We start from the raw sequence: 26,309 nt of genomic DNA, 5'->3' as shown, positions 1-26,309 counted from the left end.
CGTGTTCCCTCGCGGAACGCGCCTCGGCATCACCCCCGGTACTGCGCGATGACCTTCGAGAAGTCGTACGGCTGCTGGTCCACGCTGCTGCACGTGCCGTCCGCCCAGTTGTGCGGCACCCCCGGATCGCAGGCCCGGTCCCGGTTGAGCGACCAGTAGGAGAACCACCCGACATGCTTGGCCTGCGCGTACGCCAGCAGGGAGCGGAACGTGTCCACGGTGAACAGCTCGGACGGCTGGTCGGTGTGGCCGTTCATGAGCTGCAGTCCCAGGCGCGCCCAGGCCGTGGCGTCGTCGATGCCGTACACCGCCTTGATTTGGTTCTTGGCCGCCTCCGCCACCAGTTGCACGCTGGTGACCTGGTCGGAGGCGTTCGTTAGGCCGTAGTCGAAGGCCATCAGGTTGACCAGGTCCAGGCGCGCGCCGGCCGTGGCGGCCTGGCGGAGTTCGTCTTTGCCGCTGTCCGGGAATCCGACAGTGGTCGCCGGGATGGTCAGCGAAACCTTCAGGTTCGGGTTGTTCTGCTGGAGGACCCTGATCGCGCCGAACCGGACCGCCATGTTCGCGTCCAGGTCGTCGCCCTCGTAGTCCAGGTCGATCCTGGTCAACGAGTACTTGTCGATCACCTTCTGATACGCCGCGGCCAGCGCCCCGGACCCGCCGCACGTGGCGCCCAGTTCGGTCCCGTTGTAGCCGCCGAAGGACACGGCGACGTCCCCGCCGGCGGACCGGATCGCGGAGACGACCCCGGTGACCGTGGTGTCGCCGGCGACGGGGTGTGCGGGGTCGCCGCCCCAGGCCGGGGTGCAGCCGCCGGAGTCCAGGATGAACGCGAGGTTGTAGTTCTTCGCGCCGGAGGCGCTGATGGCGGTGGAGATGTTCTGCGGGTTGTTCTCCAGGGGCATCAGGTAGATCGGGTTCGGGAAGGACCCGTTGCCCGGCGGGGTGGTCGGGGTGGGACTCGGGCTCGCCGTCGGGGACGGGCTGGGCGACGCGGAGGGTGACGGGTTGCCCGCCGGGCCGGCGAGGGCCACGTCGTCGGCGTAGTAGGTGCCCTGGCCGTACCAGCCGTGCAGGTAGATGATGACGCTCGTGGCGCTGCCGGAGGTGAAGGCGACGGACAGGGCGCTGTAGCCGCCGGACGTGCCCGGGGTCCAGGTGGACGCGCCGCCGGTGATGCCCAGGTACACGTAGGAGCCGTTGACCTGGGCCGTCAGTGTGTAGCTGGTGTTGGCGAGGACGGGGACGGTCTGGGTGCACTGGGCCGTGCTGCCGCCGTCGGCCGCGCCGGCGAGCGCGTAGCTGCCGCTGCGGGCGTGGCCGGTCACGACGCTGTCGGTCGGATCGCAGTTCCAGCCGGACAGGGTGCCGGTCTCGAAGCCGGGGTTGGTGACCGACGCGGCGTCGGCCAGGGCCGGGACGGTGACGGCGAGCGCCGCGCCGAGCGCTGTGGCGGCGACGGCCAGCAGGGTGAGGAGTACGGGTCTGCGCATGGGACGTTCTCCTGTTCTGGAAGGGGCGCGGGTGGCGGTGGTCGCCACCCGCGCCGTGGCGGGGTCCGGTCAGCAGGGACCGCTGTCCGACCAGACGGCCCAGGAGGTCGGGTCGTCGGGGACGGCTCCCGTGGAGTACCAGGTCGCCTTCCAGGTGTGCTTCTTGTAGGAGACCTTGTCGCCGGGCACGTAGGACGTGCCGCTGTTCCAGGCCGGGGCGGTGCACGTGCCACCGGTCGGGCTCGGGCTCGGCGAACTGGTCGGGGAGGCCGTCGGGGACGCGGTGGGTGACGCGGTCGGGGACCCCGAGGGCGAGGCGGTCGGTGACCCGGTCGGGCTCGTGCAGCCCGACGTCGAGCCGTTGATGGCGTTGACGGCGGCCGTGAACAGGGTGCCGGCGGCGTCGAGGGCCTCCAGGGAGTACATCATGCCGCCGGCCAGGCCCTTGCAGTGCGCGTAGTCGGCCTTGTCCTGCACCGAGCGCGGGGAGTCCCCGCTCCAGAAGACGGTGCCGTCGTAGAAGTAGGCGGCCCGGCTCTCGGCGTCGTAGTAGGTCTTGTTCGGGTCGTCGACGAAGCCGCCGAGTTCCTTGTAGAAGGACACGCCCGCGACGTTGCCGGACAGGGCGTGGCCCGGGGCCGGGCCGGTCGCGGACTGGTGCAGGCCGTGGTTGGCTCCGGCCGGCACGCCGGTCCAGCCCCGGTAGTAGAACGGGTAGCCGATGGTGACCTTGCTGGCCGGGAAGCCGCCGGGGATGCCGTAGTCGGACAGGCCCGCGGTCCAGGCGGTGATGGCGGTGTCGGCGGAGTACTTCTTCGAGCCCGGGGGGACCGGGTTCATCGGGTCGGTGGACGACTCGTACACCTGGGACTGGTGGTTGGTGGGGCCGGTGGACTCCCAGCCGCCGTGCAGGTCGTAGGTCATCACGTTGGCGTAGTCGAGGTAGCTGCCGAGCTTGTCGGTCTCGTAGTACTTGATCTTGTCCTGGCCGGCGGCCACGGCGGCGGTCAGGTACTTCTTCGAGCCGCCGAGCGCGTCGAGCTGGGTCCGGAACTCCTTGCACAGCAGCGTGAAGTTGGCCTTGTCGGCCGTGCTGACGTGGTTGCCGACGTGTCCGCCGGAGGAGCCGGGGAACTCCCAGTCCAGGTCGATGCCGTCGAAGATCCCCGCCGCGGCGCCCGGCCCTCCACGACCGTCGTTCGCGGGCAGGTTGCCCTTGATGAACATGTCGACGCAGGAGCTGACGAACTTCTTCCGCGCGGCGTCGTCGGCCGCGGCGTCGGAGAAGTACTTCGAGTAGGTCCAACCGCCGATCGAGATCACGATCTTCAGATTCGGGTACTTGGCCTTGATCTTCTTCAGCTGGTTGAAGTTGCCCGCGAGGGGCTGGTCCCAGGTGTCGGCGACCCCGTCGACGCTGATGTCGGAGCCGTAGCTCTTGGTGTAGTCGGCGAAGTAGTCCCCCGCGCCGTCCCCGGCGTTCGGGTCGCTCTCGTCCTGCTTGGCCGCGGAGTTGGCCTCGAAACAGGTGTGTTCGGTCGGGTGGATGTTGGCGAAGGCGTAGTTGAGGATGTCGAGCTTGCCGGCGTACCCGCCGGTGTCGAGGTTCTTCGGGTAGAACCCGTTCTGGTAGATGCCCCACTGGGTGAAGTAGGCGGTCTTGATCCCTCCGCTGGCGGCCGCCGCCTGCGAGGTGGCGGCCTGGCTGACGGCGGCGGCGAGGCCGAGGGCGAGGACGGCTGCCGCGACGGCGGCGCCGATCATTTTCCGGGTACTGCGCATGAGGGGCTCCTACGGAAGATTCTTCAGATGCGGCTTGACGGTGTTGGCGAAGGCGTAGTTGTTCGACGCGTCCCAGTTCACCGACCACGTCATGACGCCGCGCAGTGCCGGCCACGTCGACGGCGGGCGGAAGGTGCCGCAGTGGGTGCCCTGGGCCAGGCAGTCCACGGCGTCGTTGATCGTCGCCGGATCGGTGTAGCCGCCGCCGGCCGCCGAGGACGAGGCCGGCAGCCCGAGGGCCACCTGGTCCGGGCGCAGTGCGCTCTGCAACTGGATGCAGGCCAGCGCGGTGAGGAAGTTCTCCGTGCCCTGGCTGTAGGCGGCGTTGTTGTCGCAGCCGAGCATGGAACCGGAGTTGTAGAACTGGGTGTGCACGACGGTGAGGATGTCCTTGATGTTCAGCGCGAGCGTGAAGTACTCGTTGCCGGTGCTCTGCATGTCGATGGTCTGCGGCGCCATCGTGATGATCAGCCCCGACCCGACGCTGGACCGGATCGAGCGCAGCGCCTGGGCCATGTAGGTGGCGTTGAGCCCGTTCTCCAGGTCGATGTCGACCCCGTCGAATCCGTAGCGCTTGATGACGGCCGACACGCTGGTGGCGAAGTTGGTCGCGGCCGTCGAGTCGGCGACCTTGACCGTGCCGTTCTGCCCGCCGACCGACAGCACCACGTGCTGGCCCCGGCCGTGCAGGGTCGCGACGTCGTTCGTGAAATTCGCGTCGGTGTAGCCGCCGAGGGCGTTGGACAGTCCGGAGTCGAGGGTGAAGGTGACCCCGCCGGAACTGTTCGGGTCGGTGTCGGCGAACGCGACGGCGATCAGGTCGTAGGACGTGGGCACGTCCGACAACCGCAGCGCCTTGGCCCCGTTGGTGAAGTTCTGCCAGTACCCGGTGAGGGCGTGTCTCGGCAGCGGCCCGGGGTCACTCGGCGATGTCGTCGGGCTGGGGCTCGGCGACGGGCTCGATGTCGGGCTCGTGGTGGGGCTCGCGGTCGGGGACCCGGTCGGCGAGGGGGTGCCGCCGGGGCCGTCGAGCGCGACGTCGTCGGCGTAGTACGTGCCCTGCGCGTACCAGCCGTGCAGGTAGACGGTCACGCTCGTCGCCGACCCGGAGTTGAACGACACGGACAACTGGCTGTAGCCGCCCGAGGTGCCCGGGGTCCACGTCGAGGTGCCGCCGACGACGCCAAGGTACACATAAGAGCCGTTGACCTGGGCGGACAGCCTGTAGTCGGTGTTCGCGGCCACCGCGACGGTCTGGCGGCACTCCGCGGTGCTGCTGTTGGTGGTGGCCCCGGCCAGGGCGTAGCTGCCGGACCTGGCGTGCCCTGTGACGACGCTGGCCGTCGGGTCACAGGTCCACGGGGACAGCGTGCCGGTCTCGAAACCGGGGTTCGCGACCGCGCTGGCGTCGGCGAGCGCCGGCAGCGCCAGGCCGACCGCCGCGGCGGCCGCCAGCACGGCGGTGAGGATGATCGTTCTTCGCATAGACACTCCTTGAGCTGGAGGGGAACAGCGAGCCCATGCTGCCAGTCATTGACAAGGTTTGTTAACAGTTACTGGTGGCGGAATCCCGCCCCGTCGACATCCCGCCGCACGGGTCCCCGCCGAACCCGTGCCCGGCCGCCCGCAGCCCCGCCTGGAACCGGGTCCGGGCACCGAGCCGGTCCATCAGGTCGTGCATCCGGCGCTCCACCGTGCGTTGGGCCACGCCCAGCCGCCGCGCGATCGTCCGATCGGTGAGCCCCGCGGCGCACAGCGCCAGGATCTCCTCGTCCGACCGCGTCAGAACGGTTCCGGAGTCCGACCCCGCGACAGGGAACAACGGGGTCGCCCGCTGCCACAGCAGGTCGAACAGCGCGACGTACCCGTCGAGCAGCGCCGAGGACCGCAGCTCCACGACCGCCAGCTCGTCGGCCAGGACGACGGGGACCAGCGCCGTGCCGCGGTCGACGATGACCAGTTCCAGCGGGATCGCGTCCAGCACCCGGGCCTGCGCGTCGCGGTCGACGAGGTCGCGGACCGCCCGAAGTTCCTCGGCGCTGTCCAGCTCCGCCGGCCGGTGGACCGCGCGGAGCCCGACGCCCCGGGCGAGCAGCTCGTGGGCGAGTTCGTGCCGCCCGCCGAGAAACGGCACCCGGCCGAGGACCAGCACCTCGTTCCGGGCCGCCCGCGCCGCCCGGGTCAGCCGCTGCGCCACCGCCTCCCGGCCCCGCACGACGTGCACGGCCGGGGCCGGCGCGGCCTGGAACTCCTCGGCGAGCCGGGCGGCCCCGATCCTGGCCCGTTCGATCTCCTCCCGGCGGGACAGGGCCAGCAGCTCCACGGCGAGATCCGGCGGGGCCGGGGCGAACCGCAGCGGGCGGCTCGGCATCCGGGTGAGCAGTCCCAGGTCCTCCAGCGCGACGGTCCGCCGCCGGACCCGGGCGCGGTCCCAGCCGGTGGCGTCGGCCAGCGCCGCCAGAGTGGAGCCCGGGTGGGCCAGCAGGGCGCGGTAGACGGTCTCCTCCTCGGTGGACACACCGAGCACCGTGAGCAGGCCGGCGTTGTCATCCATAGCTCCTCCTTGAGGGGTAGGGGGGCAGGCGCTGACCATGCCCCGGGTTCCCCGGGCGAAACATCCGTGTCCGCACGTAACGCCACCTGCGTCCCACCGGTCGAGAACCCTCGCGAACCATCGAAGATCGGCATAGGCTGCCGCCATGGCGGGCTCACCAGGGCCGCGGACGCTGGTCGGCCGCGGCCCCCAGCGGCAACGGCTGCACGACCTCCTGTCCGGACTGACCGGCGGCCGGGGCGGCGTCCTGTGGGTCGAGGGCGAGCCGGGGATCGGCAAGTCCGCCCTGCTCGCGGCGCTGACGACCGAGGCGGCCGAACGCGGCGTGACCGTCCGCCGGGGCCTGGCGGAGGAGCTCGCCGGCCAGTCGCCGCTGCGGGTGATGCTCGACTGCCTGGACCCTCGGCGGACCCTCGACCCCGAGCCCGACCGGGCGCTGCTGCCCGCCGACCCGGTGTTCGCCCGGATCGAACTGCTGGTCGGGGAGGCCGAACGGCTGTGCGGCGCGGGGCCCGTCCTGGTCGTGGTCGACGACCTGCAGTGGGCCGATGACGCGAGCCTGCTGGTGTGCGACCGGTTGGCGCAGCTCACCGGGCAGTACCCGCTGCTGGTGGCGTTGGGGAGTCGGCCGGCGCCGGGGCGGCCCCGCATCGCGCGTACCCGTCTCGTCCTGGCCGGCAGGGGCGCGGAGGTGATGACGCTCCCCCGGCTGACCGGGCCGGAGGTCGAGCGCCTCGCCGGCTGGCTGCTCGGGGACACCCCGGACCGCGCCCTCCTCGACTGGATCGCCGGGGCCGGGGGGAACCCGTGCTACGTGCGGGAGATGGTCGGCGCCCACCGGCGCGGGAGCGACCGGGTGCCGCCGGACCGACCGGACCCCGGGCAGGTCGGCGACCTCGCGCCGCCGGTCGGCCTCACCGCCATGATCACCGACCGGTTGAGTCACCTGTCCGACGAGGCCCGCACGCTGCTGCGGGTGGCAGCCGTGCTCGGCGTGGAGTTCTCCGTCGCCGAACTGTCCACGGTGACCGGACAACCACCCAGCCGGATGATCCCGGCCGTGGAGGAGGCGGTCGCGCACGGGGTGCTCGTCGAACGCGGGCCGGCGCTGGGCTTCGGACACGGCCTGATCCGCCAGGTCCTCTACCAGGGCCTCCCCGCTGGGCTGCGGGCCGCCCTGCACCGGCAGTCCGCCGAGCTGCTCGACCACGCGGGCGGCCCGGTCACCCGGGTCGCCGAACACCTCCTGGCTGCCGGGGGCACCGGCGACCACTGGGCGGTGGGCTGGCTGGGCCGCTCGGCCGGCGCGCTGTCCCGGCAGGCGCCGCACCTCGCCGTGGAGCTGCTCGGCCGGTACCTCGACGACGAGGCCACCGGGCACTCCGTGAGGGGCGAGTTCGAGGTGGAGCTGGCGATGGCCATGTTCCGGATCGACCGGTACGACGAGGTGGACCGCCTCGCCCGGCAGGCCGCCCCCGGCACCACCGACCCTGCCCGCCGGGCGCGCCTCGTGTGGACCTGGTCGTACGCGCTGCTGCGGCTCGGCCGGACCGAGGAGGCGCTGCGCACGGCCGAGGACGGCGCGGCGCACGCGGCGCGGGACCCGGCCTGGCGCGCCCGGCTGGCGGGCTTCCGTGCCCTGGCCCTGGTGTCCGCCGGCCGGTTCGACGAGGGCGAGTCCGAGGCACACGCGGTCCTCGCCGAAGACCTGGTGGACCCGCTCGCCGCCGGCTACGCCCTGCACACCCTGTCCTGGCTGCCCTCGCACTGGCGGGTACCCGCCCTCGCCCTCGCCGACATCGACAGCGCGTTGGCGCGGGTCAGGGCCGAACCGGCGGGTCGGGACCTGCGGGTGCTGCTGCTGGGCAACCGGACCAGCGCGCTCGGCGGCCTGGACCGGCTGGCCGAGGCCGACGTCAGCGTCGCGGAGATGCTGACCGCCGCCGACGCGCTCGGGGTGCCGATGCGGGTGACGATGAGCCGGCTCACGGCTGCCGAGCATTGGTTCCGCAGAGGCCGGTGGGACGACGCGGCGGCGGAGTTGGAACTCCTGGAGGAGAGCCAACTGGACCAGCTGGTGGCCTGGCGGCTGCGCGGGCGCGGGCTCGCCGCGCTCCTCGCCGTGCACCGCGACGACCGCCCCGCCGTCGTCCGGCACCTCGCCGCCGTCGCGGAGCCGGACATCTCCGCAGGAGACGCGGCGCGCAGCCAGTGTTTCCTGCGGATGGCCCGCGCGGAGCACGCCGAGCGGGACCGCGACCCGTCGGCGGCCATGGCCGAACTGGTGCTGCTGCTGGACCTGGCCCGCGACGAGCGCCATGACCAGGAGTCGTGGCTACCGCACCTCACCCGCCTGGCGCTGACCCGCGGGGACGCCGCGACCGCGCGGCGGACGGTCCTGGAGGCCGGCGACCGGGCGGACACCTCGACGGAGCGCGCGGCCCGGGACTGGTGCTCCGGCCTGCTCGACGATGATCCCGCGCTGATCCTGGCCGCCTCCGAGGCACTGGGGACGGTCGGCCGGCCACACCTGTGGGCCCGTGCCCGGGAGGACGCCGCCGTGGCTTTGGCGGCCCGGGGCGACCAGCGGGCGGCCAGGCTCCCCTACGAGGAGGCCCTTTCCGGGTACCGGGACCTGGGCTCCGTCTGGGACCTGCGCCGCGCCGACTCCCGACTCCGCGCGCACGGGGTCCGCCGCGGTCCCCGGGGCGCCCGGGGCCGCCCGGCCACCGGGTGGGAGTCGCTCACCCCGGCGGAGCTGCGGGTGGCCGCGCTGGTCGGGGAGGGACTGACCAACCACGACATCGCCGAGGCGCTGTTCCTGTCGAAGCGGACCGTGGAGACGCACATGTCGCACATCCTGGCGAAGCTGGCCGTGCGGACCCGGATCGAGATCGCCCGCGAGGCCGCGCGGCACGAACCAGGTGGAGGGGAGTGGCGCGGGCCCGCCACTCCCCTGTCAGCGCTCAACAGCTGAGGTTGCCGCCGGGGTCGACGCCGAGGATGCCGGTGAACTTCTTGTAGGCGTCGACTCGGCTTTGTACCTGGGCGGGGTTGCCGCCGTTGCATTCGATGCTGCCGTTGATGCTGCGGATGGTTTCGCCGAAGCCGCGGCTGTTGACCATGGCGTTGTGGGGGGTCATGGTGCCGGGGCCGTTCTGGGTCATCCAGTACCACAGGGCGGTTTTCCAGGAGATGGCCGCGTCGCGTTCGACCTTGTAGGGGTCGTTGAGGAGGTCGATGCCGAGGGCGTCTCCGGCGGCTTTGTAGTTGAAGTTCCAGCTGAGTTGGATGGGGCCGCGGCCGTAGTAGGCGGACTGGCCGGCCGGGCAGCCGTAGGACTGGCTGGTGTCGCAGTAGTGGGGGTAGTTGGCGGTGTTCTGTTCGACGATGTAGTACAGGCCGCCGGTCTCGTGGTTGACGTTGGCGAGGAAGGCCGCGGCTTCCTGTTTGCGGATGGTGTCGCTGCCGGTCTTGGCGAAGGCGGTGAAGGAGCCCATGGCCGTGGTCAGGCCGGAGTAGCTGTAGAAGCTGTTGCGGTTGGGGAACATCTGGTTGAACTGGGCCTCGGTGACGACGAAGTCGCCGCTGGGCGGCGGGGTGGTGGTGCCGCCGCCGGTGCAGGTGTAGGGGTCCCAGTACCAGGTGCTGATGGTGGGGTCGTAGCCCGGGTTGTCGTGCTCGGCGATGTAGAGGTTGCCGTTGGTGTAGCGGACGATGTCGCCGGTGATGTAGTTGTGGCCCTGGGCCCAGTTCGGGTAGTCGCAGGTGCCGGGGGTCGGGGTGCCCCCGCCTCCGCCGCAGGAGCCCTGGTCGGCCCACACGTCGGCGCTACCGGGCGTCTCGCCCTGGGTCCACCACTTGGCCTGCCAGTTGTGACTGTTGTACGAGGCCTGGTTACCGCCGACGTACACGGCGCCGGAACTCCACGCGGACGCACAGTCCGCGGCGGAGGCCGCCTGGATCGGTAGGACGATCGCCATCGCGGCCGTAGCGGCGAGTCCGGCGAGCAGGGCGATGATGCGTCTGGACATGGTGGACACTCCTCGACGAGGGAATCGGGGGCCGTGCACCCGCCAAAGTATCTGGCAACCTTCCTTCCAGAAGCGCCACCACCGGGGCGGATAGCCGCCACGTCGCCCTCCCGCCACCCGTGCGCGGCGGCTTGCCGACCCGGCGGACAGCCGCCAGGGACACCCGTCGATATTTACCGGTACGGTGACCTTCTCAATCGGAAACTTTGTTAAGAATTGAGTTGGTGACCATGCGCAGACGCGTCCGCGCGCTCGCGATCGTCGGGGCGGCCCTCGTCGCCGCCACCGCGGTCCTCGCCGCCCACCCCGCCTCGGCGGCCGGCAACGCCCTCGCCAATCCGGGGTTCGAGTCCGGACTGTCGGGCTGGTCCTGTCCCGCCACCGCGACCGCCGACACCTCCGGCCCGCACTCGGGGGCCGCGGCCCTGCGCGGCGACGTCACGGGTGCCGACACCGCCCAGTGCACCCAGACCGTGTCCGTCACGCCGTCCACCACCTACACCCTGTCGGCGTGGGTGACCGGCGCCTACGTGTATCTCGGCGTCTCGGGGGGCGACAGTGTCTGGACCCCGGGCACCGGTGGGGCGTACCAGCAGTTGTCGGTCACATTCACCACCGGGGCGAACGCCTCGACGGCCACGGTGTTCGTGCACGGCTGGTACGGCCAGGGCGCCTACCGGGCCGACGACTTCTCGCTACCCGGCCCCGGCGGCAACCCCTCGCCCTCGCCCTCGCAGACCGCCGGGCCGTCGCCGACGCCCTCCCCCACCGGTGGTGGCGGACCGGGAGCCGCACTGCCCGCGTGCCAGCACTTCAGCAACGACGTGCCGCCCGACCGACCCGCCGGCCCCAGCCACGACGCCGTCAGCCAGGGACCCGTCGTCGACCTCAGCGGCCGGTTGCCCGCGCCGGGAAACGTGCGCGGCTCACTGTCGGGCGGGGTCGTGACCCTCGGCTTCGACCGGGTGGCCGGCGCGAAGGCGTACCGGGTGTGGCGCAACGCCCAGTCCGTGCAATGGGTCGACGACTGGGGCCAGGCCTCGCTGACGGTCACCGACAAGTCCCCCTGCCGCAACGCGCACTACACGGTCGTGGCACTGCGGACCGACGCGAGCGACGCGTCCACGGGGCAACTGTCGCGACCGTACCGGCTGGAGGACGGCGGGACCGTCGAGCCGTTCGCGCTGGCGGTGGGCAGCACGTTCACGTACAAGATCACGTCCTACAACGACACCGGTCAGACCGCGAGCGGCTACACGGCCGGGCTCGGGATCTGCGCCGTCGACACCCGCTACATCCCGTGGGGCACCCGGCTGAAGGTCGCCGGCTACGGCCACTGCTACGCGGGTGACATCGGCACCTGGATCCAGGGCACCATCGTCGACGTGTGGCTGCCCGGCGCCGAGGCCGACAACTGGGGCGTGCAGAGCCGCACGATCACGGTCGAATAGGGAGGTCGTCGGGCGCTGCGGAAGGCCTCCGGCGCGCCCAACTCCGGCCGCTACCCGAGGCCGGGGCGGCAGCGCCCCGGTCCACCTCCTCGAACACCGCCGCGGCCCGCGCGGCGGTGCCCTTGGCCCAGGCGCCGGTGCTGATCAGCCCCAGAACCAGGATGGCGAGGCCGAGGCCGAACACCATCCACCACACCCCGCGCTCGGAGTCGGTGAACGCCGTGCCGCCGCTGACCGAACCCACGATCGTCCCGGCGATCGCGACGCCGAGCGTGGTGCCGGTCTGCCGGCCGGCGGAGGCCAGCGACGTGGCCACGCCCGCCATCGAGCGCGGCATGCCCGATACGGCGGTGTTGGTGATCGGCGGGTTGACGGTGCCCTGGAAGACGCCGAACAGCAGATACACCGCGAGTACCAGCACCAGCGGTGTGGCCGGCTCGAACAGCAGCGACAGGAGGCCACCGAGGGCCAGCGCGGGGCCGGAGACCACGAGTGGCAGCCGGGGACCCCACGCGCCGACCAGCCTTCCGGTGTACGGGACAGCACCGCGATCAGCGCGCCGAATCGGGTGACCGGGAGGTCGGCGGATGGCGGTGTCAGCTCACAAGGCGGCGGATCTCGGCGGCCTCCGGAAGGCCCATCGCCGTGTACAGGGCGAGCGCCTCCCGGCGGTACTCGCGAGCCGTGTCCCGGTCGCCGAGGGCCACGTACGCCGCGCCCAGCCCGGCGAGTGCCCCGGCCTCGAGGTAGCGTTCCCCGGTCCGGCGCGCCGACTCCAGCGCCTCCCGGTGGTGCTGGACGGCCTCGGCCGGCCGGCCCAGCCGGCACTCGGCGAGCCCGAGGCCGATCATCGCTTCCGTGACCAGGGACGGCTCCCCGATGTCACGGCCGAGGGACAGTGCCCGTTGGAACTGTTCTCGGGCCTCGTCGGGCCGGCCCCAGAGGTGGTACACCGTGCCGAGCGCGGTCAGGCCGGCGCCCTCGGCCGCGCGGGCCCCGATCTCGCGCCGGTGGGCGAGTGCCTTCTCCAGGTGGGCGACGGCCTCGGCGTGGCGGCCCTGGCGACCGAGGACGACGGCCAGGTTGGCAAGCACGTTGACCTCCATCAGGCGGTTGCCCATCTCCTGAAAGATGGCCAGGGCGCGCAGGTGGTGCTCGGTGGCCCGCTCGTACTCCCCGATCCTGCACTCGAAGTAGGCAAGGTTGTCCAGGGTCAGGCCCTCGCGGTCCCGGTTGCCGGCCGAGACGTGGTAGTCCAGAGTGTCCCGGAGGTGGCCGAGCGCCTCGTGGTAGCGGCCCAACCGGCCGAGGACCACCGCGAGGTTGCTGGCCGAGCGGACCGCGTTCAGCTGCGCATCCATCGCGCGGTGGCCCTCATAGGCTCGGCGGAGGTAGGTCTGCGCGTCCTCATACCGGCCCAGGCGGAAGTAGATGATCCCGATGTTGTTGCAGACCGGGGCCTCAGCGATGGGGTCGTCCGGCGCGACGAGGGACAGGGCCTCGCCAAGGTGTTCGAGGGCGCGTTCGTAGCGGCTCAGACGCATGTACGCCACGCCCAGCAGATTGTGGGCCCCGCGCAGCGCGTCGTCGTCGCCGAGGGCCCGGGCTGCCGTCAGGGCGTGCGAGTGCAGGGTGAGGCCGTCGTTGTAGTGGCCGCGGTCGTCGGAGTAGCGGAACAGGAGCTCCGCCAGCTCGATCGTGGGCCGTGCGAGGTCACCGGCCGGGTCGTGGCCGGCCATCGCGAGCAGAGAGACCCGCTCGGCGTCCAGCCACGCCGCGGCCGTGCCCTGGTCCGGGAACGGCGGCACCGAGCCGGACAGCCCCGAGCGGCTGTCGCCCGGATGCAGCTGGTCCATGGCGGCCGCCGACGTGGACAGGTAGAAGTCGAACAACCGGACCAGCGCCGCCGAGCGGGCCTCGGGCGGGTCCTGCGCGGCGCACAGGTTCCGGGCGTACTCGGCGAGCAGGTCGTGCATCGTGTACCGGCCGGAGCCTGTCGTCTCCACGAGGTGTCCTGCGGCGAGCCGGTCGAGGAGCGCCCTGGCCTCGGCCGGGCTGGTCCCCGCGAGGCTGGCGGCCCCGTCCGATGTGACGTCCTCGCCGGGAAACAGACCCAGCAGGCGGAACAGGCCGGCCTGCTCGCCGGTGAGTCCCCGGTAGGACTGGTCGAACGCCGCGCGCACGGACGCCTGCTCGTCGTCGGCGATGCCGAGCGCGGTGAGCCGGTCGGTCGCGGCGAGTTCGTCGGCGTGCGCGGTGATCGACTTGTCGGGCTGTTCGAGGAGCAGCGCCGCGGTGATCCGGATCGCCAGGGGCAGATGTCCGCACAACGCGACGAGGCGGGCCGAAGCGGCCGGTTCGGCGGCGGCACGGTCCGCTCCGATCACCCGGGCGAGGAGTTCCAGGGATCGGTCGAGCGGCAGGATGCCCAGCGTGAGCCGGGTGGCCCCGCCCTTGGCGATGAGGCTGGACAACCGGTCGCGGCTCGTGACGAGTGCAAGGCTGCCGGCGTTGCTGGGCAGCAGCGGGCGCACCTGTTCGGCGGTGGCGGCGTTGTCGAGGACCACGAGGACACGCTTGTCGGCGACGACGCTGCGGTACAGGTCCGTGGCCTCCTCGACCTCGGTGGGCACCTTGTCGCCCTTGACGCCGAACGCCGTGAGCACCCGGACCAGCGCGTCGATAGGACGCAGCGGCGCGGCTGCCGAGTAGCCCTGCAGGTTGAGGTAGATCTGGCCGTCGGGGAACCGGTCCCGGACCCGGTGCGACCAGTGCACGGCCAGCGCCGTCTTGCCGATGCCCCCGACGCCGGCGATCGTGCTGATCACCACCGCCCCGGCCGCCGCGTCCCGCCCGGTGAGCAGCGCGTCGAGGTGACCGAGTTCGTCGTCACGGCCGACGAAGTCGTAGTGCACGGGCGGCAGCTGCGCCGGGGCCGGGCCGGTCGGCGCGGGCTCGACCCGCAGGTCCAGGGTCGGGTCCGAGCGCAGGATCCGGGCGTGCAGCTCGGCGAGTTCGGCACGCGGGTCCAGGCCGGTCTCCTCGGCGAGCCGGTCGCGGGCGCGTTCGAACTCTGCGAGCGCCTCCGCCCGCGCGCCGGAACGGTACAGGGCCAGCATGTGCAACTCGACGAGGCGCTCGCGGGACGGGTGCCCGGCGCGGACGGCGGCCAGCTCGGCGAGCACCCCCGAAGGGTCGCCGACCGCCAGCGCGGCCTCGGCACGCCACTCCACGGCCGACACCCGCAGGTCCTCCCAGCCGGCCAGGTGCTCGCACCGGATCCGCTCGGTGGCCAGGTCGCCCAGCGGCGGGCCGGACCACAGGTCGAGTGCCTCGCCGAGCAGCCGGCCCCGGGTCGCCGGGTCGTCCGCCTCGCGGGCCCGGCCGCACAGGCTCCGGAACCGGTGCGCGTCGACGAGCTCCGGGGCGCCCTCGAGGAGGTAGCCGCCAGTCGCGGTGAGCAGGCGGACACCGTGCCGGTCGGCGTGTTCGGCGGCGAGCACGGAACGTAGCCGGGAAACGTGCACCTGGAGGGCACCGCGCGCACTCCCGGGTGCGTCGGCACCCCAGAGCAGGTCGATCATTCGCTCGACGGTCAGCGGGGCGTTGAGGTGCAGCAGGAGCAGCCCGAGGACCCGGCGTTGCATCCGCCGGGTGCCCACGTCGACGGCACGACCGCCCACGAGGACCTCGACGCCACCCAGAATCCGGAACTCCACCCCGCCAGGCTAGCCGCTGGCACCGACCACGCAGAGTCGCCAGGTCGAAAACCCCTCAGAGGGGTACGCGGGTGACGGTTCCGGGCGGCGGCCCTCTATCCGCACTCCCCGCACCGCATGTACACGAACCGTGGATTCACCGTCGGATCACTGGTGACGCTGACCAGCGCCATCACCTCACCGATCCGATAGACCCGCATCGTGCGGTTGTCTCCGTGCACGGCATGTCCCGCCACCTCGCCGAACAGGAGCCGGATGCCCGCCAGAGCTCCGGCGCGATCTCCCGGCGGCCGCTCCACACTCCAGGTGCCCGTTCCTGGCAGCACACCGGGACCGAACCATCGCACATCGAACTGGTACGAGAAGTCGCTCCCCCGGAACCGGCCGTCCTTGTCCAGGGTGATCGATCCACCGTGCTCCACGTCCCGCCATGTGCCCGCCATCTGCCCTGCGGTCGCACCGATCCGTTCACCGGGCACAGGGTGACCCTCGGCTGGGTTCGGGCAGTTCGCAGCACATTTGACGTAGCTGATCGTGTCGTTGGAGTCCGGATCGCCGACGTAGTGGACCAGTGCGATGCCCGAGTCCGACCACTGCGCATGAATTTCCATGGCCGCCCGATGTGCTCCCCCGCCGAGCGCGTCGAAGTGCAACCCGACGCGGGACACCGGAGCACCGGTCCGGTCGCCCGCCGGGTCCAGCGCCCACTGCCCGGAGCCGGAGACCTTCTCTCGGCGCAGATCGGTCCCGTTGGCCAGCCTTCCGCCGTCGAAGTCGAGAAACATGAAGCCCACGTCAGTGGCGTAGAAGTCACCCTCGGCCGTGAACTCCACCGCACGGCCGCCGTCCGAGGTCCGCCACACGCCCACCAGGCCCTCCGGCGTCAGGTCCGCCGGCTTCGGGTAGCCGCCCAACCCTCCGAAACACCCGGTGGTGAGCGCCAGCAGAACGACCAGGACGACCGCGCGCCTCATGCGCGGACCCTATCCCACGTGCCAGGTATCAGTAGGATCGTCGCCGCGGCGACCAGGGTGAGTTCGGCGGCGAACAGGGCCAGGCTCGTCGGCGCGTACCACCGGGGCACCGCCTCGGCGATCACCGTCCAGTCGATCTGCCCCGGCCGCGGCACCGGGTTGGTCAGCGAGCCGAAGCCCAACCACGGCAGCGTCTGGCCGACGATGGTCCACAGTGCCACGAACCCGCCGACCACGATCGCGGCGATCCGCCCGGCCCGGCGGGCGACGACGACGGCAAGGGCCAGGTAGCACAGCGCGAACAACAGGAATGGCACGGCGTGGGCCCTCAGCCCGTCCCGGGTCTCGGCGACCCGGTCGGCGGGCGCGAGGCCGTTGGCGTAGGACAGGCCGATCTGGGCGGTGACACCGGGCGTGACGACGAGGTACGTCGCCGCCGCGTCCGCCAACAACACCACCGCCAGGGCGAGCATCACGACCCGGGCGACCGCGTGTCTGTGGTTGATGATCACAATCGCGAGGATAGCCGGGGCCCGGGGCGACGTCCTGTCGCTCGACTTCCCCCGGCTCGTCCCGCCACCGGGGCCTGAGTGGATGGTCGTCACCGGTCCGGATGCAGGACGACGTTCGGGGTGACCGTCAGGTACCAGTCTCCGCTCATCTTCTCCGACTCGACGGTCACGGTGACCATGGAACCGACGGGGGCGGTGACCGTGTTCTCCGGGGCGGCCGCCTCGAGTGTGATCTCGTGCGCCCCGGCCTGGTAGTCCCACCAGGTCTGGGCCTTCAGCGGCCGGCCGTCGACGCTGATGTGCAGGATCCCGGGTGTCCGCGCGCCGCACAGCATCATCGTCGCGGCGCCCCACGGAACCGACACGCTGTGCGGGCCGGCGGCCGACAGGGTGACTGACGGTTCGGTCGGCCCGCCGAGGCTCTGCGGCTCCAACGGCGCGAGCCGGGCCGGTCGGGCCGGGAACGGGTACTGGTCGAAGGGCACCATCTCGCCGATCCCGAGCGACATCCGGCCGACCGCCGGACCGGCCCCGCCCGTCCGCCAGTTGTCGATGACCGCGGTCACGATGGTCGGCTCACCGAGCCTGACGCCGAGCCTGGCCAGGCTCGACGGACCGAGTGTGAACGACGTCTGGCCGAGGCCGGCGCAGCTGACCCAGCCGGAGTCGCCTCCGTTGACGCGCACGGTGATCCGGACATCGAACCCCCCGTCGCAGGTCGGCAGGACAATGACGTCCAGAGTGGTCGGCGTCCAGGTCAGCGTCACCGGATGCTGGTACGTGCCCTCAGCCGCCGCGACGATCCGGTGCCCGTCGGCGTACTCGGCGAAGCCGGCGATCCGCCGCTCGGTCGGGGGCAGCACCACCGGGTGCGCGCGGGGAAGCAGGGCGTAGCCGAGGACCAGGGCCACGATCACCGCGCAGGCCGCGCCCACCGTGATCAGCCGCTGTCGGCGGCGGGACCGGATCCGGTCGCGCACCCCCCCGAGACGTTCGGTGCCCGGGGGCGTCTCCGGCAGGTCAGGGTCGGCCAGCAGGGTCGGATCGAGGCGGAGCTTGGCCAGACCCTTGGCGGCGTAGCCCTTCACCGCGCCGGCCGAGACGCCCAGCGCATCGGCGATCTGGGCCTCGGTGAGGTCCTCGAAGTAGCGCAGCACCAACACAGCCCGTTGCTGGTGGGGCAGCCTGCCGAGCGCCCGCCACACCGCGTCGCGGTCGTCGACCCCGCTCTGCGGGCTCGCCAGCACCAGGTCGGGCAGGACACCGGTCGGCCGCTCGGCGTTCCACCGCCGCCGCCACCACGAGTTGTACGTGTTCACCAGTACCCGCCGCACGTACGGCTCAGGATCCTCGGCGATCCGCCGCCAGGCCGACCACGAGCGGGCCAGTGCGGTCTGCAGCAGGTCCTCAGCGTGGGCGTGGTCGCCGGTCAGCAGGTAGGCCAGCCGCAGCAGCCGCGGCGAGCGTCCCACCACGAACTCGTCGAACCCGACCATCCCGCCAGCTCCCCTCGTGGTGTCCACGAGTATGTACCGGCTGGCCCGCCCGCCTGGTTGTACGTACCGGCCAACAATCCGCCGCTGCCGACGAGGTGACCCCCCGAATGTTTGGGGCTGTCCGGGCAACCTCCACTCGGGGACGGTGAAGGCATGCCTTCCGCGCGACGGGGCGCGGGACAGGACGGGGAGCGTTCGGATGCGTGCTTTCATGGCGGTACTCCCGGCGACGGCGGCCGGTTCGGGTGGGCCGGCCTCCGCCGCGTCAGGAGAGTTCTGAACCCGCCGATCAGACGGACAGGGCGGAGACCAGTTCCTCTCGGCTGGTCACGTAGGTTTTGCGGTAGATCGTCCGGAAATAGTCGTTCACCGTGTGGGGCGACAGGTCGAGCCGGCGGGCGATCTGCTTGACGGGCAGCCCGAGCAGGGCCTGCTCGACGACCGCCCGTTCGCGGGCGGTGATCCGGTACCAGCCGGCGACCGCGGGGAGCAGCGTCGCGCCCCCGGCGAGCCCGATCGTGACCGCGACATCGCCGGTACCGTCCACGGACTGGCCGTCCACCACCACCCAACCGACCGAGGTCGGCACCCGGGTGACGGTCGGCCGACCCTGGGCGGCCAGCGCGACGGGGAGCATCATGCTGTCCAGCTCGTCGTCGCCCACCGCCGTCTCGCGCTGCAGGACGCGCAGCCAGTCCCGCCCCGCCGGGGTGGCGGCGCGGATCCGGTGGTCCGGGCCCACCAGGACCACTCCGGGCGGGGCGGCGGGCACAGGGGGGCGCAGGAGCCGCCCCGCGACGAAACACCGGACCGAGGCGGCCAGCTCCCCGGCGAGCCGGGCGGCCGCGTCCGCCTCCGTCTCCTGGAACGGCTGCCGGCCGCGTTCGCGGAGCAGCAGCAGCCCGCCCCTGGGCACGCCCCGTTCGACCAGCGCCAGGCACAGCTCCGCGCCGAAGCCCTCCTCGGCCATCAGCCCGTGCAGGAACCCGTCGCGGCTCTCGTCCGTGAAGCCCGACCCCTTCACCGCGACCGGGCAGCCGCCAGCGAACAGGTCGTCCCAGCGGTGCGGGTCGGCTCCGCCGCCGTCGACCTCCAACCGGTACCGGGCAGCGGGTGAGTAGCAGTTCCGCCTGGCTATCAGGCATCCGATCCCGCTGGCCGGATCGAGGCCGGCGAGAATGTAGCCGTCGTGCGGCACGTGCCGCTGGAGCTGGGCGGACAGCGCCTCGCCGAGCTCGGGCATCGTGGCCGCCTCGGCGGCCACGCTCCGCAGAACCGATTCCGCCATGACCGCCTCCTTGTAGAACCTCTCACATGATGCCACCGGGATCACCCGGCTCCATCCTCATTTTTCCTGATCATCCGGCTATGGCCCAGGTCCGGGACGGGCGGGCAGGTGGGCGGCCTGGTGGGCGATGTCAGGAAAGGGGACACTGTCCCGATGGCAGATCACGTCCCGCCGGCGGCCCCGGCCGGCCTGGGTGGGCCGCTGAGGCTGCGGACGTCGCTGTGGTTCCCGATCGCCGAACGCGCCGCTCGCGTCGACGTGCTGATCGGGGCGGCGTGGCTGCTGGTGCCGGTCGTCGGGTGGCTGCTCAACCTCGGGCACCGGGTCCAGGTGGTCCACCGTCTCCAGCACGGCCAGCCGGCGTTCCCGGGCTGGCGGCACCCGGGCCGTCTGCTGCGGCACGGGCTGATCACCGCCGGCGCGATGGTCTGCTACACCGCGCCCGGCGGCGTGCTGCTGGCCGCCGGTCTGTACGGGGACAGCGTCGTGGTCGCCGTGGCCGGAGGCGTGCTGTTCACGGTCGCCGTGGCCGCGATCCCCGGGTTCATGACCCACTACTGCCTCGCGTTCGACGTCGCCGAGCTGCTCCGACCGGTCCGCGCGCTGCGCCGGGTCGCCGCCTGCGGGGCCGGGTACTGGCGGGCCTGGGGCATCGCCCTGACCAGCCTCGCAGTGTCACTGCTGGGCCTGCTGGCCGGCGGGATCGGCTTCGCCGTCACCAGCGTGTGGTTCTGGCAGGTGGCCGGATTCAGCTTCGCGACCGTGATGAGCCACGCCCACCGCCTCGGCCCCGCACGCAACGCGGTGGACTGACCGGCGGGGAGCGCCGCGGCGGCGGTACCCGTCGAACGCTCTCGACTTTCGTCGGGCACCTCCAGACGATCGTCACTACCGCGGGCTCCCCGCCCTCCCGGATCCTCGACCGGGACGGATGGCCGGCGAAAGGGCGAACATGGGTTGGCGTGACAGTGCCGGAGGTCGGCGGGTGCCCGTGGTGCTCAAGGTCCTCGCGGCGACCCTGGGACTGGGCATCCTGGTTCTCGCGGTGCTCGCCTCCCCCACCCGGTCCCTGTCGAGGTCCCAGCACACCGTGGGCGAGCGGGAGATGGTCCGGATCACCGGGCCGACCGGCCGGACCGTGGAAGCGCTCGCGATCATCGACACCGGGGCGTCCACCTCGTCGATGGACACCGCCCTGGCCCGCGACCTCGGCTTCGACCTGGCGCACGCGCCCCGGGTGACGGTGGCCTCCGCCCTCGGCCGGGAGGAACGCCCTGTCGTCGACGCCGCGCTGCAACTGGCCGGCAGGTCGTTCGTGACCCAGGTGAACGTGAACAGCCGCGCCAAACGGGAGACCCCGGTGCTGCTGGGCCGCCAGGACGTCCAGGGCTTCCAGGTGGCCGTCGGCAAACGGCTGCTGACCCGGCCCGACGCGGCCGTGGCCCCCTCGGCGGTGCGGATCCTTTTCGCCAAGGCCCCGTCGATCGACGCGGTGTCCCTGATGGCGCTGCTGCCGCTCGCGGCCCTGCTGATCGTGCTGCTACGGGTCGTCGTCGGGCTGAACACGCTGGGCACGTTCAGCCCGGTGCTGCTGGCCCTGGCGTACGCGCAGTCCGGCCTGCCCCTGGGGCTCGCCCTCACGGCGGTGATGTTCGCGCTCGGCTTCGTCGTGCAGCCCCTGCTGCGCCGGCTGCACCTGCCCCGGGTCGCCCGGCTCGGCGTGCTGATCGGCGTGGTCACCACCGGGCTGATCGGTACCCAGTTGGCGTTGGGCGCCGCCGACCTCGCCGACTCGTTCGGAACCACCCTGCCGGTGGTGGTCACCGCGATCATCACCGAGCGGCTGTGGGAGCAGTGGGACCTCGACGGGGTACGCGCCGCGGCGGTCGGCGCGGCCCTCACCGTCGGGGCGGCCATCCTGGTGGCCCTGCTGATGCTCACCCCGTACGTGCGGCACGTCGCCGAAGCGGTGCCGCTGCAACTGGCGGTGGTGTGCGCGGTGTGGACGGCGGTGGTCGGCACGTACCGTGGCCTGCGGCTGACCGAGCTGCTGCGGTTCACCCCCACCGCCCGGTCCCAGGGCGTGACGTCATGATCCGGCTGCGCGGCTGGGACGCGGTCCTGGGCATGAACCGCCGCAACGCCCGGATCGCCCGGGAGAACCCGGCCGAGGCCATCCGGCTGGTCAACAACAAGTACGCGACCAAGCAGGCGCTCACGGCGGCCGGCGCGCCGACCTCGCCCACCCTCGGCCTGCTGCGCTCCCGACGGGAGATCGCGACCCTGGACTGGGACGGGTTGCCGGACTGCTGGGCCCTGAAGCCGAACCAGGGCCTGGGCGGCAGCGGCATCATGCTGTCCTTCGGCCGGGGACGCGGCGGCTGGCGCTCCTCCTCCGGCCGGCCCGTCACCCGGGACATGGTGGTCGAGCAGCTGCGCCGGATCCTGGACGGTGAGTACTCGCCCCGGCCCAGCGACTGGGCCCTGTTCGAGCCGCTGATCCGCGCGCACCCGGACCTGGCCCGGCTGTCGCACCAGGGCCTGCCCGACATCCGAGTGATCTGCGTCGGCGACGAACCCCGGCTGGCGATGCTCCGGCTGCCCACCCGGTTCAGCGGCGGCCGGGCCAACCTGCACCAACGCGCGATCGGCGCCGCCGTGGACCTGGACACCGGCCGGATCACCCACGCGCTGGTCGGCAAGGAACCGACCGAGAACCACCCCGACACCGCGGAACGGCTGATCGGCGCGGCCGTGCCGTACTGGCCGCACGTGCTCGACGCCGCGCGCCGGTGCGCCGCGGCGACGGGGCTGCGGTACCTGGGCGCGGACATCGTCGTCGACGCCGAACGGGGACCGTTGATCCTGGAGGTCAACGCCCGACCCGGCCTGCAGATCCAGAACGTCACCGGCCACGGCCTGATGGCCGCCGGCACCGGCACGGGGAGGCGCTGATGCGGTGGATCCCCCTGGCCGTCAAGGTCACCGTGGCGCTGGCGGCCGGCGGCTTCCTGACCGTCAGCCTCGCCATGGCGAAGCCGCCCCGTCCGGCCGCCGATCCGCCGGTGGTCAGGCAGGTACCGGTCACCGAGCGACAGGCCAGGGACCTGACCCGGCTGACGGAACGGCCCAGGAGCTCCCCGACACCCGCGCCGACGCGGGGCGGTTCCGGGCCATCGCCGGTGCCCACGCCCCCGGACCTTCCCGTCGACGAGGACGAGGACGAGGACCTGGCGCCCGACTGAGCGGATCGCGTCGGACCCTTGTGGAAGCGGCCACTCAGGCCGGCCGGGCGCGGCGACCCCCCGCCGGGCCGGACGCCAAGGCCCCGCATTCGGCCGGTCAGCGGTCCGGCGCGAACTGCGGGGCCTTCGATCAGCGGATCGCCTACAGCGTCAGCGTCCACGTGTCGATGCGGCCGACGTCCTGGCTGGCGGTGTCCTGCACCCGCAGGGTCCACGTGCCGTTGCGGACCTCGCCGGACAGGTTCACCGTGTAGGTCTGGTTGATGTCGTCCGTGCCGCCGCCCGCCTTGTTGTGCAGCACGTACGCCGAGCCGTCCGGCGCCACCAGCGACACGACCAGGTCGCCGATGTAGGTGTGCACGATGTGGACCTCCGCCGTGGACGTCGCCGACGCGTTGCCCGTGCAGCCGGAGATCGCGATCGTGCTGCTCACCGTCGCGTTGTCCGGGATGGTGACGTCGGTGCCGTTGGTGCCGGTGCAGCCGGGCGGCACGACGGTGCCACCGGTGATGGCGAAGACGCGCGCGTTCGGCGCGTTCGGCAGCGTGATCGACGCCAGGGTCTTCCCGGACGTGATCGGCACCGACCTGGTGTAGACGCAGTATCCGGTTCCGGCGTCCGCCGGGCCGTTGGTGTCGTTGCGTCCGAACACCTTGAACGCGACCGTCGCGGGGTAGGTCGGCGCGGTCGCGCAGCTCCAGCTGGGGAATCCCCAGGTCGAGGTGCTGGACGTGCCGTCCGTGTAGTGGAGGCTGATCATGCCGCCGGACTCGCCGGTGCCAGAGGCGCCGAGGAAGTTCACGACCGACCCGGTGGAGCTGTACTGGATCGTCTGCCCGACGGGCTTGACGGAGTCGAACTGGCCGGACGTGCTGTCCGGCCACGTGTAGCCGACGCCGCCGACCGTGACGGTCTGCCCGGCGCGGACGCTGAGCGCGGTTCCGTCGGGCAGTTGGGCGTTGTCGGCCAGCCGGTCGGATGACAGGGTACGGCCCATGGAGTCGAAGGAGCCGGCGTTCGGCGCGTCGCCGTCGGTGATCGCGGTGGCGTTGCGGGCGTTGGCTCCGCCGTCCCAGGCGGCGTACGTCGTGGCGGCCTTCAGGCGGTACATGACCGCCGTGCCGGCCGGGACGGTGACGCTGAAGGTGCCGTTCGCGTCGGGCGAGGTGGTGGAGCCGAGGATCGTGGTGAGGGTGAAGTTCCTCGCGGACGTTCCGATGACCGACCCGCTCGTCGTGGCTGTGACCGGCGCGGTCGCCGACCGGTTCATGATCGCGACCGCGTAGTCGCCGTTGCTCAGCGGCTTGGCGAACACGTCGTACCCCGAACCTCGGGCGACCCGCTTGGCCGGCACCGCCAGGGTGTCCTGGCCGACCTCGGTGATGCCGGGCTTGTTCATCAGGGCGGCCTGGGCGGCGGAGATGGCTCCGTTGGCGCCCGGCCCCTTGACCATCGCGACCATGTGGGAGTTCTGCATCGCCCACATCGCGTAGCCGCCGAGCCTGTTGTCGGTGGTCAGGCCCCCGTCGTCGAAGTACAGCCGGTCGGGGTCGAGGAAGTGGCCCTGCTTGCCGTACGGGCGCAGGTCCTCGATCATGTCGACGAGCCTGGTCGTGAGCGCCCAGCCCGGCGCGCCGACGTCGCCGCCGACCCGGTAGGCGTGGCCGGCTGGCACGACGCTGTTCATCATCCGCTGGAACAACGGCGTGTTGTACTTGTCGTTGCTCCAGTTCGCGTACGCCGGAGCGGAGATGTTCAGCACCATCGACCGGCGCTTGGCAAGGTCGGGGTCGGTGCGGATCGCGTTGATCGCCGTCGCCGCCCGGCGCGCCGACTCGATCGCGGTGTTGATCTCGGTGTCGGAGTCCAGGACGGTGAAGCAGCACTGGTTGCCCGTGTTCGGCTCGCCGCAGTAGTCGAGCTTGATGTAGTCGGCGCCGACGCTGGCGAGGAACCGGAAGTCCGTGTCGAAATGGTCGTAGCTGCCGGGCGAGGCCGAGCCGCGCCCGCCGGAGTCGCACATGTACCTGCCGCCGCTGGCGTAGACGCCGAAGAACATGCCCTTGGCGTGCAGGTAGTCGCCCACGTCCTTGAGGCCGTTGGGGTACTTCCCCGGCGACGGAATGAGGTTGCCGGTGGTCGTGTCGCGACCGTTCGCGCAGTTGGGCACCACGGCGTTGCCGCGCGGGTCGGTGCAGTCGGAGCGCACGGCCCAGGTGTCGTCGAACGAGACCGTGTTCCAGCCCAGACTGACCAGCCCGGTCGCGACGGCGTCGTCGGCCGTCCTCTTCATACTGGCGGCCGTCGTGGCCGACCAGGACTCCGAGCGCAGGATCATCCGCGGCGTGCGCGCATAGGAATGATCGATGTTGATCGTGTCGCTCGGGACGGTCCGCGACAGGGCGACGACCGGTTGCGCGGTACTCGTCACCGCGATGGCCGACAGCGTCGCCGCCGTGGCGAGCAGGGCCACCACGCGGCGGGCCCGGCGCGCGGGTCCGGTGGGTGTGCCGCCAGCCGCGGTCGTGATCGTCGCCGCGGGCGCGGCGACGCGCTGGGAGGGGTCCATGCGGAGCTCCTTGAAGGATCGGGAATGGTGGAGGACGGGTGGCCAGAGCCCCTCCGTGCCCCTGCGGAGGACGTCCCGCCGCACGGTGCCGACTGACCAGCGGGGCGGCTGAGCGGGTGCCCAGCGCTGGTGTCCGGCGGCTGTGGTGGGTGCCAGCTTGCGACCGTGTCAGATCAGAGTCAAGGTTCCGGTACCGAACGATCAAACTCGATCAGATGCCGCCGCGGCACCGGATCAGGTCCGGCTCCAGCTCGACCGGGTGGCCGGTCGTGGGGTCAGCGACCGGCCGCGATGATCGCGGGCAGCGGAGCCAGGCCCGGCAGGTCATGGGTGACCGAACGCCCCTCCGGCAGTGTTCTGCCCCGTCGGTTGATCCACGCGATGGGGATCCCCAGGCGGCTGGCTCCCGTGACGTCCCCCGACAGCGAGTCGCCGACGTGGACGACCTCGTCCGGACGCAGACCGAGCACGTCGAGTGCGGCCAGGAAGCATTCGGGTCGGGGTTTGTAGGACCGGGCGTCCTCACTGGTGACGATGTGCTCGAAGCTCAGCCCGGTGTGCTCGAGCGCCGCCAGCAGGTCGCCCCGGTCGATGTTGGACACCACACAGACCGGGACGTCCAGCGCGCCGAGGAACGCCAGCGTGTCCGGCAGAAGATCCGGCTGACGCCAGTAGGCGAACTGGGGTCGGCACACCTCCAGCGGGTCCGCCGTGGAGCCGACGTGCCGGAGGGTGTCCGCCAGGGACGACACGGCGATGTCGCGTTGGGTCCGGAAGGATCCGCCGTGGCTGCGCGCCGCCAGCTCCTGGAAGGCCGACCACCACACCGTCCCCACCTCGGCGGTCGTGACCGTTTCGGGGTGCCGCGCCGTCGCCAGGACCTGGTCGTGGATCGCCTCGATGATGTGGTCGTCCTCGGCGACGAGGGTGCCGTAGAAGTCGAGGAGTACGCCGCGGATCGGGTCGCGTCCGCCGGTCACGTGTGGTCGCCGCACTCCGGGGTCCCCTCTCGCGCCGCACTCCGTCGGCTGGCGGATCGTCACCGTGGCCACGTGGGCAGGGAGGACCGGCGCGAGGCGCCGGAACTCTGGCACAGCTTGGTAGATGTTCCGAAGCTGGTCAAGCCTGCCGGTCGGGGCACCTTCCTCGACCGCGGGCCATGTCCACTGTGTGGGCATTTCCGCACATGTCC

Annotated in this window: 19 protein-coding genes; 6 read left to right on the top strand and 13 right to left on the bottom strand. The window is 72.0% G+C overall.

Features of this window, described 5'->3' with window-relative positions; all coding sequences use genetic code 11:
- Positions 1 to 29: 29 nt before the first annotated feature.
- The 4 genes from IW245_RS02870 to IW245_RS02855 form a co-directional block, all read right to left on the bottom strand.
- Positions 30 to 1,493, bottom strand: a complete 1,464-nt coding sequence (locus tag IW245_RS02870) for a carbohydrate binding domain-containing protein (RefSeq protein ID WP_197001643.1) — start codon at positions 1,491 to 1,493, stop codon at positions 30 to 32.
- A gap of 69 nt (positions 1,494 to 1,562) precedes the next feature.
- Positions 1,563 to 3,275: a glycosyl hydrolase family 18 protein gene (locus IW245_RS02865; RefSeq protein WP_197001642.1), complete on the bottom strand. Its 1,713-nt coding sequence runs from the start codon at positions 3,273 to 3,275 to the stop codon at positions 1,563 to 1,565.
- A gap of 9 nt (positions 3,276 to 3,284) precedes the next feature.
- Positions 3,285 to 4,760 carry a chitinase gene (locus tag IW245_RS02860; RefSeq protein ID WP_197001641.1) on the bottom strand — a complete coding sequence of 492 codons (1,476 nt, stop codon included), beginning with the start codon at positions 4,758 to 4,760 and terminating at the stop codon, positions 3,285 to 3,287.
- Positions 4,761 to 4,821: 61 nt separating this feature from the next.
- Positions 4,822 to 5,829 (bottom strand): helix-turn-helix transcriptional regulator, encoded by a 1,008-nt coding sequence (locus IW245_RS02855; RefSeq protein WP_197001640.1) that lies wholly within the window; start codon positions 5,827 to 5,829, stop codon positions 4,822 to 4,824.
- A gap of 145 nt (positions 5,830 to 5,974) precedes the next feature.
- Between IW245_RS02855 and IW245_RS02850 the strand changes: the two genes are divergently transcribed.
- Positions 5,975 to 8,806: a helix-turn-helix transcriptional regulator gene (locus IW245_RS02850; protein WP_197001639.1), complete on the top strand. Its 2,832-nt coding sequence runs from the start codon at positions 5,975 to 5,977 to the stop codon at positions 8,804 to 8,806.
- On the opposite strand, the gene IW245_RS02845 is transcribed toward IW245_RS02850, so the two are convergent.
- On the bottom strand, positions 8,796 to 9,863 hold the full coding sequence (locus tag IW245_RS02845) for a glycoside hydrolase family 19 protein (RefSeq protein ID WP_197001638.1): 1,068 nt from the start codon (positions 9,861 to 9,863) through the stop codon (positions 8,796 to 8,798). The genes IW245_RS02850 and IW245_RS02845 overlap by 11 nt on opposite strands.
- Before the next feature lie 230 nt (positions 9,864 to 10,093).
- Between IW245_RS02845 and IW245_RS02840 the strand changes: the two genes are divergently transcribed.
- Positions 10,094 to 11,314, top strand: a complete 1,221-nt coding sequence (locus IW245_RS02840; RefSeq protein ID WP_197001637.1) for a carbohydrate binding domain-containing protein — start codon at positions 10,094 to 10,096, stop codon at positions 11,312 to 11,314.
- Here IW245_RS02840 and IW245_RS02835 read toward each other — a convergent pair.
- The 6 genes from IW245_RS02835 to IW245_RS02810 all read right to left on the bottom strand — a co-directional run bounded on the left by IW245_RS02835 (position 11,301) and on the right by IW245_RS02810 (position 19,303).
- Positions 11,301 to 11,804: an MFS transporter gene (locus tag IW245_RS02835; RefSeq protein WP_197001636.1), complete on the bottom strand. Its 504-nt coding sequence runs from the start codon at positions 11,802 to 11,804 to the stop codon at positions 11,301 to 11,303. The genes IW245_RS02840 and IW245_RS02835 overlap by 14 nt on opposite strands.
- Positions 11,805 to 11,910: 106 nt before the next feature.
- Entirely contained in the window at positions 11,911 to 15,033 is a 3,123-nt protein-coding gene (locus tag IW245_RS02830; protein WP_197001635.1) for an AfsR/SARP family transcriptional regulator, read from the bottom strand.
- 95 nt (positions 15,034 to 15,128) lie between these two features.
- Positions 15,129 to 16,007 (bottom strand): hypothetical protein, encoded by an 879-nt coding sequence (locus IW245_RS02825; RefSeq protein ID WP_197001634.1) that lies wholly within the window; start codon positions 16,005 to 16,007, stop codon positions 15,129 to 15,131.
- Positions 16,004 to 16,519 carry a hypothetical protein gene (locus IW245_RS02820; RefSeq protein ID WP_197001633.1) on the bottom strand — a complete coding sequence of 172 codons (516 nt, stop codon included), beginning with the start codon at positions 16,517 to 16,519 and terminating at the stop codon, positions 16,004 to 16,006. Before IW245_RS02820 ends, IW245_RS02825 begins: the two co-directional genes overlap by 4 nt.
- Before the next feature lie 89 nt (positions 16,520 to 16,608).
- Entirely contained in the window at positions 16,609 to 18,015 is a 1,407-nt protein-coding gene (locus IW245_RS02815; RefSeq protein WP_197001632.1) for a SigE family RNA polymerase sigma factor, read from the bottom strand.
- 289 nt (positions 18,016 to 18,304) lie between these two features.
- The gene (locus IW245_RS02810) at positions 18,305 to 19,303 is read right to left on the bottom strand and encodes a helix-turn-helix transcriptional regulator (RefSeq protein WP_197001631.1); all 999 of its coding nucleotides are present in this window, start codon (positions 19,301 to 19,303) and stop codon (positions 18,305 to 18,307) included.
- Between the two features lie 153 nt (positions 19,304 to 19,456).
- Between IW245_RS02810 and IW245_RS02805 the strand changes: the two genes are divergently transcribed.
- From IW245_RS02805 to IW245_RS02790, 4 genes are all read left to right on the top strand, one after another.
- Positions 19,457 to 20,116: a DUF4013 domain-containing protein gene (locus IW245_RS02805; RefSeq protein WP_197001630.1), complete on the top strand. Its 660-nt coding sequence runs from the start codon at positions 19,457 to 19,459 to the stop codon at positions 20,114 to 20,116.
- 139 nt (positions 20,117 to 20,255) lie between these two features.
- Complete coding sequence (locus IW245_RS02800) at positions 20,256 to 21,398, top strand: 7TM domain-containing protein (RefSeq protein ID WP_197001629.1); 1,143 nt, start codon at positions 20,256 to 20,258, stop codon at positions 21,396 to 21,398.
- Positions 21,395 to 22,258, top strand: coding sequence for a sugar-transfer associated ATP-grasp domain-containing protein (locus IW245_RS02795; protein ID WP_197001628.1), 864 nt, complete (start codon positions 21,395 to 21,397; stop codon positions 22,256 to 22,258). The genes IW245_RS02800 and IW245_RS02795 overlap by 4 nt, the downstream gene beginning before the upstream one ends.
- On the top strand, positions 22,258 to 22,548 hold the full coding sequence (locus IW245_RS02790) for a hypothetical protein (RefSeq protein ID WP_197001627.1): 291 nt from the start codon (positions 22,258 to 22,260) through the stop codon (positions 22,546 to 22,548). Before IW245_RS02795 ends, IW245_RS02790 begins: the two co-directional genes overlap by 1 nt.
- Before the next feature lie 142 nt (positions 22,549 to 22,690).
- On the opposite strand, the gene IW245_RS02785 is transcribed toward IW245_RS02790, so the two are convergent.
- Together IW245_RS02785 and IW245_RS02780 are read right to left on the bottom strand one after the other, a co-directional pair.
- Positions 22,691 to 25,117, bottom strand: a complete 2,427-nt coding sequence (locus tag IW245_RS02785; RefSeq protein WP_197001626.1) for a proprotein convertase P-domain-containing protein — start codon at positions 25,115 to 25,117, stop codon at positions 22,691 to 22,693.
- A gap of 275 nt (positions 25,118 to 25,392) precedes the next feature.
- Positions 25,393 to 26,097 carry an HAD family hydrolase gene (locus IW245_RS02780; protein WP_197001625.1) on the bottom strand — a complete coding sequence of 235 codons (705 nt, stop codon included), beginning with the start codon at positions 26,095 to 26,097 and terminating at the stop codon, positions 25,393 to 25,395.
- Positions 26,098 to 26,309: the final 212 nt, after the last annotated feature.

This window comes from Longispora fulva, assembly GCF_015751905.1.
In the GTDB taxonomy this organism is placed as follows: domain Bacteria; phylum Actinomycetota; class Actinomycetes; order Mycobacteriales; family Micromonosporaceae; genus Longispora; species Longispora fulva.
This window is presented reverse-complemented; position numbering and strand designations above follow the sequence as displayed.